Origin of the sequence: Aphanizomenon sp. UHCC 0183 (assembly GCF_009712065.1) — a bacterium.
In the GTDB taxonomy this organism is placed as follows: domain Bacteria; phylum Cyanobacteriota; class Cyanobacteriia; order Cyanobacteriales; family Nostocaceae; genus Dolichospermum; species Dolichospermum heterosporum.
In genome coordinates this window covers 10,057-24,777 of record NZ_VILC01000056.1, presented here as the reverse complement: position 1 = coordinate 24,777, position 14,721 = coordinate 10,057, and the positions used below count along the sequence as shown (strand labels likewise).

The 14,721-nt window shown below is 37.8% G+C and carries 7 protein-coding genes; 2 read left to right on the top strand and 5 right to left on the bottom strand.

What is annotated here, in order from left to right; translation table 11 throughout:
* Nucleotides 1-212: 212 nt before the first annotated feature.
* The 4 genes from FJR37_RS17575 to FJR37_RS17560 all read right to left on the bottom strand — a co-directional run bounded on the left by FJR37_RS17575 (nucleotide 213) and on the right by FJR37_RS17560 (nucleotide 6,700).
* A complete protein-coding gene (locus FJR37_RS17575) occupies nucleotides 213-1,274 on the bottom strand; it encodes an ATP-dependent 6-phosphofructokinase (protein ID WP_168466661.1) in 1,062 nt (353 codons plus the stop codon).
* A gap of 40 nt (nucleotides 1,275-1,314) precedes the next feature.
* Entirely contained in the window at nucleotides 1,315-2,334 is a 1,020-nt protein-coding gene (locus tag FJR37_RS17570; RefSeq protein WP_039200364.1) for a dihydroorotate dehydrogenase-like protein, read from the bottom strand.
* A 159-nt stretch (nucleotides 2,335-2,493) separates the two neighbouring features.
* Nucleotides 2,494-6,087, bottom strand: coding sequence for a pyruvate:ferredoxin (flavodoxin) oxidoreductase (gene nifJ, locus FJR37_RS17565; protein ID WP_168466660.1), 3,594 nt, complete (start codon nucleotides 6,085-6,087; stop codon nucleotides 2,494-2,496).
* A 376-nt stretch (nucleotides 6,088-6,463) separates the two neighbouring features.
* On the bottom strand, nucleotides 6,464-6,700 hold the full coding sequence (locus FJR37_RS17560) for a HetP family heterocyst commitment protein (RefSeq protein WP_039200363.1): 237 nt from the start codon (nucleotides 6,698-6,700) through the stop codon (nucleotides 6,464-6,466).
* A gap of 1,674 nt (nucleotides 6,701-8,374) precedes the next feature.
* Between FJR37_RS17560 and FJR37_RS17555 the strand changes: the two genes are divergently transcribed.
* Complete coding sequence (locus FJR37_RS17555; protein ID WP_039200362.1) at nucleotides 8,375-10,792, top strand: sucrose synthase; 2,418 nt, start codon at nucleotides 8,375-8,377, stop codon at nucleotides 10,790-10,792.
* 424 nt (nucleotides 10,793-11,216) lie between these two features.
* On the top strand, nucleotides 11,217-14,150 hold the full coding sequence (pgmB, locus tag FJR37_RS17550) for a beta-phosphoglucomutase (RefSeq protein WP_254434599.1): 2,934 nt from the start codon (nucleotides 11,217-11,219) through the stop codon (nucleotides 14,148-14,150).
* On the opposite strand, the gene FJR37_RS17545 is transcribed toward pgmB, so the two are convergent.
* Nucleotides 14,147-14,590: an SRPBCC family protein gene (locus FJR37_RS17545; protein ID WP_039201249.1), complete on the bottom strand. Its 444-nt coding sequence runs from the start codon at nucleotides 14,588-14,590 to the stop codon at nucleotides 14,147-14,149. The genes pgmB and FJR37_RS17545 overlap by 4 nt on opposite strands.
* Nucleotides 14,591-14,721 lie beyond the last annotated feature (131 nt).

The following is a 14,721-nucleotide window of genomic DNA, read 5'->3' as shown; positions in this document are numbered from 1 at the left end:
GGGAGTGGGGGGAGTTGGGGGAGTGGGGGGGGTTGGGGGAGTTGGGGGAGTGGGGGGGGTTGGGGGAGTGGGGGAGTGGGGGGGGTTGGGGAGATTATTTATCTTTCTATTACCTATTACCCATTACCCATTACCCATTACCTGTTACCTGTCACCTGTCACCTGTCACCTGTCACCTATTACCTGTCACCTGTCACCTATTACCTGTCAACTTATTCACCAATATATATACCTAAAGACCGAGCGGTTTGGACTAAATCACCTTGAGGATTAACAAGAGAGGGATTATTATCTATCACGGCTTGAATGGGGAAAGTGACAACCTTTCCATTTTGCCAAGCTAACATTTGATCATATTGATTTTGGGCAATTAAATCAATGGCAACTTTACCAAACATGGTAGCTGTGAGACGGTCTAAAGCTGAGGGGATACCACCGCGCTGAATATGTCCTAATACAGAAACTCTGGTATCAATCAGGTGATGACTACAACTGGCAATTTTTTCGGCAATATATTGACCTTGACCACATTTAGCAGTTGTGCAAGTAGAAGGATTATTGGCATCTTCTGTACAAACAGATATACCTTCAGCAACAACTATAATGGCGAATTTTTTTTGCCACTGTTCGCGTAATTCGGTCAGATGATTACATATTCCTTGAATAGTATAGGGGACTTCGGGAATTAAAATCACATCAGCGCCGCCGGCAATTCCTGAGTGTAAAGCCAAGTGTCCAGCACTGCGTCCCATAACTTCGATAATCATTACCCGGTCATGACTAGCAGCAGTAAATATGAGCCGGTTAATGGCATCAACAATGGTATTAACTGCCGTATCAAAGCCGATTGCACGTTCTGTAAAGGCGACATCATGATCAATGGTTTTGGGGATAGCAATTAAATTCCAATTACCTAAAACTGATAGTTGATGAATAATATCTAAACTACCATCTCCACCGACAATAATTAAAGCATCTAAAGCGATCGCTTCATAGCCGGCTAATATTTCATCAGCATGAGCTAAAGTATCTCCTTTATTAATACTACCTAAAACCGTTCCCCCCATATTTAGCAAAGGGTCAATACCGCGTAAATCCCAACCATGTATACTTAACGGCACTGTTTTCCGTTCTAGCAACCCTTGGGTGGCGTAAGGGATACCCACTACCTGCCAATCATAAGTCCGTGTGGCATGACTCACAGCCGCGCGAATCACACAATTTAGCCCAGGACAATCACCACCACTTGTAAGAATACCGATACGTTTTTTCATAAGTAGGGGCGCAGGGTCTGCGCCCAGTCAGGAGTCAGGACTAAGATGGTGTATAAACTCTACCCGAATCCGGGTTATAGGTTTGCAAAGCTTTCATATATTGAGCGCGTTCAAAAGCACTAGGATTAGGACATTTTAACTGGCTCATAGTACCTTGCATTTGCTTGACAGATTCATATTCATGTATTTTCATCCATTCCCGTAGGTCTTTTTCTAAACACTGAATATGGTTAATTCCCTCTCGTAATAATACAGAACACAACATAGTTATATTTGCTCCCACCATTAACATTTTGATCACATCATAGGCATTATGAATACCGCTAGTTGCAGCCAAACTACCCTGAATATGACCATAGAGAATGGCTATCCAGCGCAGGGGTAAACGCATGGCTTGGGGGGTACTTAAAAGTACATGAGGTTCGACTTCTAAATTTTCTAAATTAATATCTGGTTGATAAAACCGATTAAATAATACTAATCCATCAGCCCCGGCATGATCTAAACGTTTAGCAATATTCGCAGTATTAGTAAAGTAAGGACTGAGTTTTACGGCTACAGGAATAGTAACGGCGGCTTTAACAGATGTGAGAATATCAAGATAATTTTGCTCGATATCATGACTACTTAAATCTGGGTTAGTGGGAACATAGTAAATATTTAATTCTAGTGCTGATGCTCCTGCTTCTTGCATGAGTTTACCATATTTAGTCCAACCACCGACGGAACAACCATTCAAACTAGCAATAATGGGAATATCCACTTTTTCTTTAGCTTTGCGAATATGGTCTAAATATTCTTCTGGTCCGACTCGGAATTTAGCGATATTTGGGAAGTAAGTTAAAGCTTCTGCAAAACTTTCTGTACCATGGCTTAAATGATGATAAAGTGCGGATTTTTCTAAGTTTAATTGTTCTTCAAATAGCGAGTGCATAACAACAGCACCTGCACCTGCATCTTCCATTAATTTAATATTATCAATGTCTTCGGAAAGTGGAGACGCGGAGGGAATTAGGGGAGATTTTAATTCTAAACCTAAATATGTGGTAGTTAAGTTCATAAATTTGGTAATGGGTAATTTTTTCTTTCTGTCTCCTGACTCCTGATATTAATTCAATTAAGATAAATGAACCACAGAGGCACAGAGGACACAGAGACAGAAAATCTCAAAAAATTTGGCGCATTTTCACAAAGAAACGGTATGACTCGTAATTTAGCTTTATTGTAATTTTCTGGCGGCTAAATATTGGTACATTTGCCAACGGGTGTTAACATCGAGTTGGGCTTCTTTGAGGAGTTCTTTTGCTGTTTCTGAGTTAATTTTGGTTAACATTTTGAAACGGTTTTCCATGTACATGGAATTTTCTATTGGTATGTGAGGGGTGCGAGAATCGAGTTGTAAGGGGTTTTCTCCCTGTTTAATGCGGTCGGGGTGATAGCGATATAATAACCAGCGTCCAGAGTCTACAGCAGCTTTTTGATTTTGCATGGCTGTACTCATGTTGATACCGTGAGCAATACAATGACTGTAGGCAATAATTAATGATGGACCTTCGTAAGCTTCGGCTTCTAAGAAAGTTTTCAGGGTTTGTTCATCTTTTGCGCCCATTGCTACACTAGCAACATAAACATTACCGTAGGTCATAGCGATTAAACCTAAGTCTTTCTTGGTTGTAGGTTTACCACCTGCTGCGAATTTTGCCACTGCACCTTTAGGGGTAGATTTGGACATTTGACCGCCAGTATTAGAGTAAACTTCTGTGTCTAAGACGAGAATATTAACGTTGCGTCCACTAGCGATTACATGATCTAATCCACCATAACCAATATCATAAGCCCAACCGTCACCACCAATGATCCAAACGCTTTTTTTCACTAAATAATCAACGAGGGATTGAAGATTTTTGAACGCAGATAAACGCAGATAAACGCTGATAGAATCCTCTTTCATCTGCTTTAATCTGTGTTCATCTGCGGTGATAATTTCTTTTAATTTTCCTTTGAGAATAGCAATTCGTTCTCGTTGAGAGTAAATATCGGATTCGTCTTTTTGTTCAGCGTTGAGGATTTCTGAGACTAAGGTTTCACCTATGTGGGGTGCAAGTTGTTGGAGTAAATAAGCGGCAAATTCGGCTTGTTTGTCTATGGAAACCCGGAAACCTAAGCCAAATTCGGCGTTATCTTCAAATAGACTGTTAGACCATGCTGGACCCCTACCTGCGGCGTTTTTTGTCCAAGGTGTGGTGGGTAAGTTACCACCATAGATAGAGGAACAACCGGTGGCGTTGGCAACGATCATGCGATCGCCAAATAATTGTGTTACAAGTTTAATATAAGGTGTTTCTCCACATCCAGCACAAGCACCAGAAAACTCAAATAATGGTTCTTGCATCTGTTGTTGATTAATATGATTTAACTTTAAATTCCGTCTATCTGGGTTAGGGAGATTTAAGAAGAAATCCCAGTTTTCTCGTTCTTGTTCTCGCAGTGGTTTTTGCGCTGCCATATTAATGGCTTTTTTGCGCGGTTCGGCTTTATTTTTGGCGGGACAAACATCAACACAAATACCGCAACCTGTACAATCTTCTGCTGCTACTTGAATAGTAAACTTTAAATCATGCCAATCATGTTCTTTTGCATTGGCACTTTTAAAAGTTGCGGGGGCATTTTCTAATTCTTCTGGTGCATATACTTTAGCGCGAATGACACTATGGGGACACACCATCACACATTTACCACATTGAATACAAACGTCAGCATCCCACACCGGAATTTCTTCAGCAATATTGCGTTTTTCCCATTTAGATGTTCCTGTGGGATATGTACCATCTACAGGTAATGCACTTACAGGTAAATCATCACCTTCACGGACTATCATTTTCCCTAATACATCACGGACAAATGCAGGTGCATTATTGAGAATAGGTGACAGGTGACAGGTGACAGGTGACAGTTCTTTAGCTGTAATTTCATAGAGATTTTCCAAGGTTTTATCAACGGCTTGAATATTCATTTGTACGATTTCTTCGCCTTTTTTACTGTAGGCTTTACAGATAGATTTTTTAATTTGATCTATAGCTTCTTCCCTTGGTAAAACACCAGAAACAGCAAAGAAACAAACCTGCATAACTGTGTTAATATGTCCACCCATTCCCGCTTCACGGGCGACTTTATAGGCATTAATGACATAGAATTTGAGATTTTTGTTAATTATCTCTGTTTGCATTGTCAAAGGTAATTTATCCCAAACTTCATCTTTGTGATAATGTGAATTTAATAAGAATGTCCCACCAGGAATAATATCTTTTAATATCGGGAATTTTTCTACAAAGTCCCATTGGTGACAAGCGACAAAATTAGCTTTAGTAATTAAATAAGTAGAATGAATTGGTTCAGAACCAAAGCGCAAATGAGAGACTGTCACAGAACCAGACTTTTTAGAATCGTAAACAAAATAACCTTGGGCATAATTATCTGTTTCTTCCCCAATAATTTTAATTGAGTTTTTATTTGCCCCCACTGTACCATCTGCACCTAACCCATAAAAAATTGCCCTAACTATATTGTCAGCTTCAATATTAAATTCGGGATTATATGCTAAACTGGTATGGGTAACATCATCATTAATCCCCACAGTAAAATTATTTTTTGGTGTTTCTAAATCCAAATTATCAAATACTGCTTTTACCATTGCTGGTGTAAATTCTTTAGATGATAAACCATATCTTCCCCCCACAACTTTAATTTTGTGAATTTGGTTTTCTGCCAAAGCTGTAACTACATCTATATATAAAGGTTCACCAATTGCCCCTGGTTCTTTCGTTCTATCTAAAACGGCAATTATTCGGGTTGTTTTGGGCAGAGAATTAATAAATCTTTGGGTATCAAAGGGACGATATAATCTAACTTTGATAACTCCCACTTTTTCACCTTGTTGATTGAGATAATCTACGGTTTCATGAACTGTTTCACAACCAGAACCCATGAGAATAATTATTTTTTCTGCTGCTGGATGTCCATGATAATCAAATAGTTGATATTGTCTCCCTGTCATTGCGGCAAATTCATCCATTACCTGTTGGCTAATATCTGGACAAGCGAGATAAAAAGAGTTTACTGTTTCCCTAGCTTGAAAATAAACATCAGGGTTTTGGGCTGTTCCTCGTAATACCGGATGATCAGGTGTTAAAGCCCGTGAACGATGGGCAATTACTAACTCTATGGGAATAAATTTTTGTAAGTCTTCAGTTGTTAATATTTCTATTTTATTGACTTCGTGGGAAGTGCGAAACCCATCAAAAAAGTGTAAGTAAGGTATGCGAGATAATAAAGTTGCTTTTGTGGAAATTAGGGCAAAATCGTGGGCTTCTTGCACAGAAGCAGCGCATAACATGGCAAAACCAGTAGTTCTTGCAGCCATGACATCACTATGATCTCCAAAAATGGATAAAGCCTGGGCTGCAAGCGATCGCGCCGCAATATGAAATACTGTAGGTGTAAGTTCACCGGCAATTTTGTACATATTTGGTAGCATCAACATTAACCCCTGAGATGCTGTAAAGGTTGTTGTCAGTGAACCAGTTTGTAAAGCCCCATGTACAGCGCCTGCAACCCCCCCTTCACTCTGCAACTGCACCACCGCAGGAACAGTTCCCCAAATGTTCGGTTTTCCCTCACTCATCCAAGTATCAGACCATTCCGCCATCGGTGAAGATGGTGTAATTGGGTAAATGGCAATAACTTCGTTTAATTGGTAAACGACTTTAGCCACAGCTTCATTACCATCTATAGTTGCAAAGGTTTTCATCTTCATATTCCAAATTAAAATTAGAGACTTCCAAATAAAAAAATGTCCCAAAACTGATGCAGAAATTCTCTCTCTGTGTACTCTGTGCCTCTGTGGTTCGTTTCTTAGGATAATTTATTTCTTGGAAGTCTCTTATTAGTTTTAGGGAATAACTTTCTGCTGAGTTACTCTACCTTTTGGCTTAGAGGTTGTTTGAAAACTTTTTCGTGTGGGATCTGACACCCGCAGATCCCCCTAAATCCCCCTTAAAAAGGGGGACTTTGAGGAATTTAGCCCCCCTTTGTAAGGGGGGTTGGGGGGATCTCGATTAATTCTGATACTTTTCAAACATCCTCTTAGTAATTGACATGAATCTTTGTAAATATGACTATTCACAAAAGACTCAAATATCTGCTTTTGGTTTACTAGCTGTTCCAGAACCTTGACGGTTTTCTTTAATTAATCGGCTGTAAGTCCGTTGAGGGATATAGTGAATTGGATTGTAATCAATACAACGTAAAATCAGCACACAAGCCCAAGAATACCGTCCATCAGCAATAGCTTCAATGATATGATTGAACTGTTCGGGAGTGATGGCACTATGAAAATCGTTCTGAGCAGAAGAAGCTTGATAGTTCATAACTAACCCTGATCTAATCTTGTAGGATTGAAAGTTAATAATTCGTAAATATTCAGAACAGACAATCTTTTTAGTCCAAACTAATCAGACTTTTATAGTCAAGTTTAGGAGTTCTACTCCTGATTTGACAAGCCTTTTAAGTCCTGACTTTTGATCTCCTAAATTCCGAATAATAGGGAGAAATCAAGGGGATATTTGGGCAATCACAGCAATATATACAGATGATATGCACAGGATTTAATTCTCTTGGTGAATAACTTCGATATCTAAATTCGAGTATAGCGATAACTTACCGATTAAATATCAATGTTATTTGTGGTTATAGGAGAATTTTATTAATTTTCTGTGAGGTTTAGTGAGCAGTGCTATCCATTCAATTAGTGATATCTCATTGGCAATTTGTAATCTAAGAGACTTCCAAATAAAAAAATGTCCCAAAACTGATGCAGAAATTCTCTCTCTGTGTACTCTGTGCCTCTGTGGTTCGTTTCTTAGGATAATTTATTTCTTGGAAGTCTCTAAATAGATTAAATCCTGTAATTTTTGAGTGTATAAATTGAAAAAATTACTGAACACATTACCCTTGTGTTAGTAAAAATACAGGTAAATTTCTAGCATTGTATGCCCAGGTTGATTATTTGGTAAAAAATAGGAAATACAGATATTCGTATTATGACACTATTTAAATAGTCATACAACATTGAGATATTTCCTGTCTATGGTTTTGTAAATACTCCTTGTGACACTATTATATGCAGAATACTATGTTTCCCGTGGCTAGTGAGCCAAATTGGCACTTTGTTTATATAAATACTACAGAAAATATCGGTTACAAATTACGAATTAAATGACTATTTAAATACTGTCACAAGGGGTATTTACAAAACTGTAGGTAAAATGTACTTCAGTGTTGCATGACTATCTGAATACTGTCACAAGCAGTATTTACAAAGCATTAAATCAAAATTGATTTAGCGTGTATGACTATTCAAATAGTGGCACAAGGGATATTTACAAAATTAAATCTGGCATAAGAACACAAATTCATTTTTAATTTTTTGGCTAGATTAGTTACACCTCATCACGACATACTCAACCTACAAAATTCGTTGAGGATATGAGTATTCAGGTTTTGCTGAATTGAGTAATATTTGTATATGTAATATTTAATTCTTATTTTAATGGACTCTTAAAGAAGTGTCACAAGTAAGATTTACAAAATGGTAATTAATATACTTCAGAAGTATAGGACTCCTATTTGATTTTTGAACGGAACTCAGTACACCTTTATATTCTCGAATCCTCTTGCCTTCCTACGTAGGAAAATATGGCTAACGCCACGCTATGCCTTCGGCACACTACGTGAACGCTATCAGAAATCAAACCAGATTCCTATATGCTGTAACGAATAGATATTTCTCTAAGTAGGTGAACACAATAAAACCAAAGTGTGTAAAGAAAAGTAAAATCGCCCAAAGCTTCTTCACTCTTGCCTCTTGCATGAGTGCCTCTTGCCTTCCCAAAACGACAATTTTCAATGCTAACCTACTTATCTATAAGATGATGTTAGGGTTCATCCTTTAGTTAGAAGTAAATGATTGAGTAACTTATTTACAATTAACTTGGCACAGCATATCAATAATTCTGACTTTCGCTAGAGTTTGGTAATATAAAATGTATAAATTAGCGCAAACTATTATTAACAGTGATGAAAAAAATGCTTTGGGTGAGTTTATCTTAGGATTAGGTAATAATCATAAACGTTACTTTTTAAGAAACGAGATTTTACAAGCCTTTGCAGATTATTGTCACCAATTCCAAAAACCTGCTTATTTTTATCACTCTTCCTCACTAGGAACATTTATTCAGTACACCCATGAAATAATTCTGGATAGTGAAAATACTTGGTTTGTCCTTAGACCAAAAATTGCGAGTCAAGAAGTATGGTTATTAACCGCTGATTTGACCAAGTTTGACTTAATGACACCCAAAGCATTATTAGATGTGAGCGATCGCTTAGTCAACCGTTACCAACCCCACATTTTAGAAATTGATCTTCATCCCTTTTACCCAGCAGCACCAAAAATTAGTGATTCTCGAAATATCGGACAAGGTTTAACCGTTCTCAATCATTATTTTTGTAATCAATCATTGACAGATCCTGAATATTGGATTGACGCATTATTTCAATCACTACAAAGATTAGAATATAATGGCATCAGCCTATTAATTAGTAATCACATTCATTCAGGATTACAACTAACCAAACAAATCAAACTAGCTTTAGAATTTGTTAGTCACTTATCCCCCGATACACCATACATAAAATTTGGTTTTCATCTCCAATCACTCGGCTTAGAACCAGGTTGGGGTAACAATGCAGCCAGAGTTAGAGAAACTTTAGAACTTCTCGAAAAACTCATGGATAATCCCGAAGCTGCTATTTTAGAAACCTTTGTTTCTCGCATTTGTGCAGTTTTCCGCGTCGTCCTCATTTCCATCCATGGTTGGGTTGCACAAGAAGATGTTTTAGGAAGAGATGAAACATTAGGACAGGTTATTTATGTTTTAGAACAAGCCCGCAGTTTAGAAAACAAAATGCGAGCAGAAATTGAACTTGCAGGTTTAGATACATTAGGAATTAAACCCCATATCATTATATTAACCCGACTGATTCCCAATTGCGAAGGCACATTTTGTAACTTACCATTAGAAAAAGTTGATGGTACAGAAAATGCTTGGATTTTGCGCGTTCCTTTTGTAGAATCTCAACCAGAAATTACCAACAACTGGATTTCTAAATTTGAAATTTGGCCTTACTTAGAAAAATTTGCTCTGGCTGCCGAAACAGAACTTTTAAAACAATTTCAAGGCAAGCCAAATCTAATTATTGGTAATTACAGTGATGGTAACTTAGTCGCTTTTATTCTCTCCCGAAAAATGAAAGTTACCCAATGTAATATTGCCCATTCCCTAGAAAAACCTAAGTTTCTATTTAGTAACTTATATTGGCAAGATTTAGAATCAAAATATCATTTTTCTGCCCAATTTACCGCTGATTTAATCAGCATGAATGCCGCAGACTTTATCATCACATCGTCCTATCAGGAGATTGTCGGTACACCAGATACAATGGGACAATATGAATCTTATAAATGTTTCACCATGCCCAACTTATATCATGTAATTGATGGCATTGATTTATTTAGTCCTAAATTCAACATGGTTCCCCCAGGAGTTAGTGAAAATATATTTTTTCCCTACAACGAAACAACCAATAGAGAATCCCACCGTCGTCAACATATCCAAAATCTGATTTTTCAGACAGAACACCCACAAATTCTCGGTAAATTAGAACATCCTCATAAAAGACCGATATTTTCTGTTAGTCCTATTACCTCAATCAAAAATCTCACAGGTTTAATTGAATGTTTCGGTAAAAGTCAAGAATTACAAGAACAATGTAACCTAATTTTATTAACCAGTAAACTGCATCCAGATTCAGGAACAAACCCAGAAGAAGTTCAAGAAATAGAAAAAATTCACGCAATTATTCATCAATATCATCTTCACCATAAAATTCGCTGGTTAGGAATGCGTCTTCCTTTAAGCGATATCGCGGAAACCTATCGTGTAATTGCCGATTTTCAAGGAATTTATATTCACTTTGCCCTTTATGAATCCTTTAGCAGAAGTGTTTTAGAAGCAATGATTTCTGGATTACCAACTTTTACAACTCAATTTGGTGGTTCATTAGAAATTATTGAAAATCACAATAAAGGATTTAATCTCAATCCCACAGACCTAGAAGGAACAGCCAAAACAATTACTAACTTCTTAGAAAAATGCCATAATTATCCAGAATATTGGCTAGAAAATTCTCAATGGATGATTGAGCGCATTCGCCATAAATATAACTGGAATTCTCACACAAATCAACTATTGTTATTAGCCAAAATGTTTAGTTTTTGGAACTTCGTTTATCCCGAAGATAACGAAGCTAGAGATCGTTATATGGAAAGTTTATTTCATCTCCTTTATAAACCTATCGCCGACAAGATTTTATCAGAACACATTCATCAGCAAAAATAAAAATTGTAGAAAATTGTAAAAAATTGTAAAAAATTGTAGGTTGGGTAGAACGAAGTGAAACCCAACATTTACAGGAATTTGTTGAGTTTCATTTAGAGGATGTTTGAAAAGTGTTATTCCGTAATTTTCATCACATTGCTACCCCCCTTAGTCCCCCCTTGTAAAGGGGGGAAACAATAAAAATCCAGTTCCCTCCCCTTTACAAGGGGAGGGTTAGGGTGGGGTAAAAAATATTTGATACATCAACCATAACTTTTCAAACACCCTCTTACAGGAGTTTGTTGGATTTAATTTACAGGAGTTTGTTGAGTTTCATTTACAGGAGTTTGTTGGGTTATGACTTCGCCACACTTCGTGAACGTGCCTCAACCCAACCTACGTAAGTTTTAAATATAAAAAAAACAAAAATAACTAATCCAAAATCATGGATAAAAAAGACCATTTTCGTAACCTTAGCTATACAGACTGGGTATTAACTGAAACCCAGTTTAATCCCGAATATTTGCACAGCCGAGAAACCATTTTCACCATAGGTAATGGCTATTTAGGCACAAGAGGAACATTTGAAGAAGGCTATCCCCGTGCATTATCAGCGACATTTATTAACGGTGTTTACGATGATGTTCCCGTAGTTTACACCGAACTCGTTAACTGTCCAGATTGGCTTCCATTAACATTTATAATTGAGGGAGAACGCTTTCGCCTTGATCAAGGTAAAACCTTAAAATATCACCGTAAACTAGACTTACATCATGGCATTCTCAGTCGTTGCTTACGTTGGTGTAGTCCCAATGGCAAAGTTATAGATATCCATTTTGAACGCTTTGCTAGTTTAGCTGATCAACATATAGTAGGACAAAGTTGCCAACTAACACCAGTAAATTTTGATGGTTTAATTGAAATTCAAGCAAGTGTAAACAGCTATTCAGAAAATCAAGGATTCAATCACTGGGAAGGATTAGATCAAGGTAAAACTACACAAGGATTCTGGTTGCATAGTCGCACTCGTAATAGCCGCATAGATGTCGGTATAGCGGCAAAAATAAATATTTCGGGAACTAACACAGACTTCCAAATTAATACCACTCCTGGTTATCCTAGCCTGAATGCAACTGTGATAGGTCAAATTCAACAGACGATTACTATAGTAAAGATTGTGAGTATTTTTACATCTAATGAAGTTGCAGAACCAGTTGCAGCCGCTAAAGAAAAACTCGTAAGTTTACCAGATTACATAACCTTAATTGATGCCAATGCCCAAGCCTGGGACACAGTTTGGCAACAAAGTGATATTATTATTGAAGGGGATATTACAGCGGCTTTTGCAGTGCGTTACAATCTGTTTCAGTTACTAATTGCTGCACCTAGAAATAATCATCAAGTTAGTATACCAGCAAAAACCCTATCCGGCTTTGGTTATCACGGTCATATTTTTTGGGATACAGAGATTTTTATTCTGCCATTTTTTACCTTTACCCAACCAAATTTAGCCCGTAATTTACTCAGTTACCGTTATCATACTTTACCAGGAGCGCGACGTAAAGCCGCCCATTATGGGTATCAGGGGGCGATGTTTGCTTGGGAAAGTGCGGTAACTGGAGATGAAGCCACACCGCGCTGGTCACTACGAAGTGACTTTTATGCCGAGGATATCCGTATATGGTGTCGTGATCGAGAAGTTCATATTAGTGCGGATATTGCTTACGCCACTTGGTATTATTGGCAAGTGACAGAAGATAATGAGTGGATGCGAGATTATGGTGCGGAAATTATTTTAGATACCGCCATTTTCTGGAGTAGTCGAGTTGAATTTAATCCCCAATTAGAATGTTATGAAATTCGTGGAGTTATTGGTGCAGACGAATATCACGAATCAGTCCATAACAATTGTTTTACAAATCGGATGGTTCAATGGCATTTAGAAAAATCTTTATTCATCTATAATTGGTTACATTCCACTTTCCCAGAAGTAGCTATAAAACTTGAGCAAAAATTACAAATCACCTCCGAAGTCCTCACACATTGGCGAGAAATTATCGCTAAAATTCTCATTATTCACAACCCAGAAACCTTACTAATTGAGCAATGTGAGGGATTTTTTCAACTAGATGATATTAACTTAGCCGCTTGTGAACCACGAGAAAAATCCATCCAAATTATTTTGGGGATGGAAAAAACCAATCAAGGACAAGTAATTAAACAACCAGATGTATTAATGCTTCTGTATTTGATGCGAGAATCTGGTGATTTTCCCTACAATCAGTCAGCATTACAGATAAATTGGGACTATTACGCCCCCCGCACAGATATTAGTTATGGTTCTTCCTTGGGACCTGCCATTCACGCCATTTTAGCCGCAGATTTGGGCAAATCACAGGAGGCTTACGAATGCTTTATGCAAGCGGCAATGGTAGATTTAGAAGATAAACGCGGAAATACCCAAGATGGGATACATGGCGCTAGTGCTGGAGGCATTTGGCAAGCTGTAGTATTCGGTTTCGGTGGTATTCAATTTCGGGAAAATGTCCCAGTCGCCCATCCTCACTTACCCCCAACTTGGACAAGGCTAAAATTTAAGTTACAGTGGCATGGTAAATGGCACGAGTTTGATTTGCGTCAGGAATTACCAAAGGCAGGAAAAACTAACATCCGGGGCGTGATTTTTGATTTAGATGGCGTATTGACTGATACCGCAGAATATCATTACCAAGCTTGGCAAAAGTTAGCTAATGAGGAAGGTTTATTTTTTAATCGAGAAATTAATGAATCCTTGCGGGGTGTATCTCGTCACGCTTCTCTGATGTTGATTATTGGTAATAGAGAATATTCAGAAGTGCAAATTCAGGAAATGATGGCTCGGAAAAATAATTATTATGTAGAACTAATTCATAATATTACACCCGCAGATTTATTACCAGGGGCTGTGGCTTTGTTGGCTGAATTGCATGAAGCTGGGATCAAAATCGCCATTGGTTCTGCTAGTAAAAATGCCCGCATGGTGATTGAAAAATTGGGAATTGGTGATAGAGTAGATGTTGTTACTGATGGTGATACTGTCCAAGCTGTCAAACCAGCACCAGATTTATTTCTTAATGCCGCCAACCAGTTAGGAATTCCCCCAGATGAATGTGTGGTTTTTGAAGATGCAGCCGTAGGTATTACAGCCGCTAAAGCAGCAAATATGTGGGTGGTAGGCTTGGGACCAGAGGAGAGGGTAGGGGATGCTGATGTGGTTTTGCCTAGTTTAGCAAGAGTCAAATGGGATGAACTGATTAAGAATTTGTTTCACGCAGAGGCGCAGAGAGTGAGTGATGGTTTGGGGAGAATGAATTTTTTTGACGTTCAATTTTACACTTAATTGGTTTTCACATTCAAGGCATATTCTTTAAACCTTTCCAAATCTGCTTGGATTGTGGATTCTACCACTTTTCCTAAAAATAAGTTATCCATAAGTTTACCAATTAATCCAGGAATAGCATAGGAAACTGTCATTTTCACAACACTCATCTCATGACGATCATAAAACCGAATAGCCCCTTGATTTGGTAAACCATCAACCGATTCCCATTGAATAATTTGATTAGGAATCATTTTAGTAATTCGGGATTTCCAAGCAAATTCTAACCCTCCTGTACTTAGTTTCCACAGGGAAATTTCTGGGTTATCTGGAGAAATTGTCACCGAATCAATCCATTTCATCCATTTAGGCATTTGCTCTAAGTCAGACCACAATTCCCATGCTAGTTCTATGGGAATTTCTACTTCTACTTGGACGCTGTGTTCTAACAATTCACTCATAGGATTTTAGATTTTAGATTTTGGATTTTAGATTGGTAATTGGTAATTAGTAATTGGTCATTGGTAATTGGTCATTGGTAATTGGTCATTGGTAATTGGGTGATTAAACGGTTCCCTGTTCCCTGTTCCCT

Excerpts from the sequence above, each read along its gene's own strand:
- FJR37_RS17575 (WP_168466661.1), bottom strand. The coding sequence starts at position 1,274 with ATGAAAAAACGTATCGGTATTCTTACAAGTGGTGGTGATTGTCCTGGG.
- FJR37_RS17570 (WP_039200364.1), bottom strand. The coding sequence starts at position 2,334 with ATGAACTTAACTACCACATATTTAGGTTTAGAATTAAAATCTCCCCTA.
- nifJ (WP_168466660.1), bottom strand. The coding sequence starts at position 6,087 with ATGAAGATGAAAACCTTTGCAACTATAGATGGTAATGAAGCTGTGGCT.
- FJR37_RS17560 (WP_039200363.1), bottom strand. The coding sequence starts at position 6,700 with ATGAACTATCAAGCTTCTTCTGCTCAGAACGATTTTCATAGTGCCATC.
- FJR37_RS17555 (WP_039200362.1), top strand. The coding sequence starts at position 8,375 with ATGTATAAATTAGCGCAAACTATTATTAACAGTGATGAAAAAAATGCT.
- pgmB (WP_254434599.1), top strand. The coding sequence starts at position 11,217 with ATGGATAAAAAAGACCATTTTCGTAACCTTAGCTATACAGACTGGGTA.
- FJR37_RS17545 (WP_039201249.1), bottom strand. The coding sequence starts at position 14,590 with ATGAGTGAATTGTTAGAACACAGCGTCCAAGTAGAAGTAGAAATTCCC.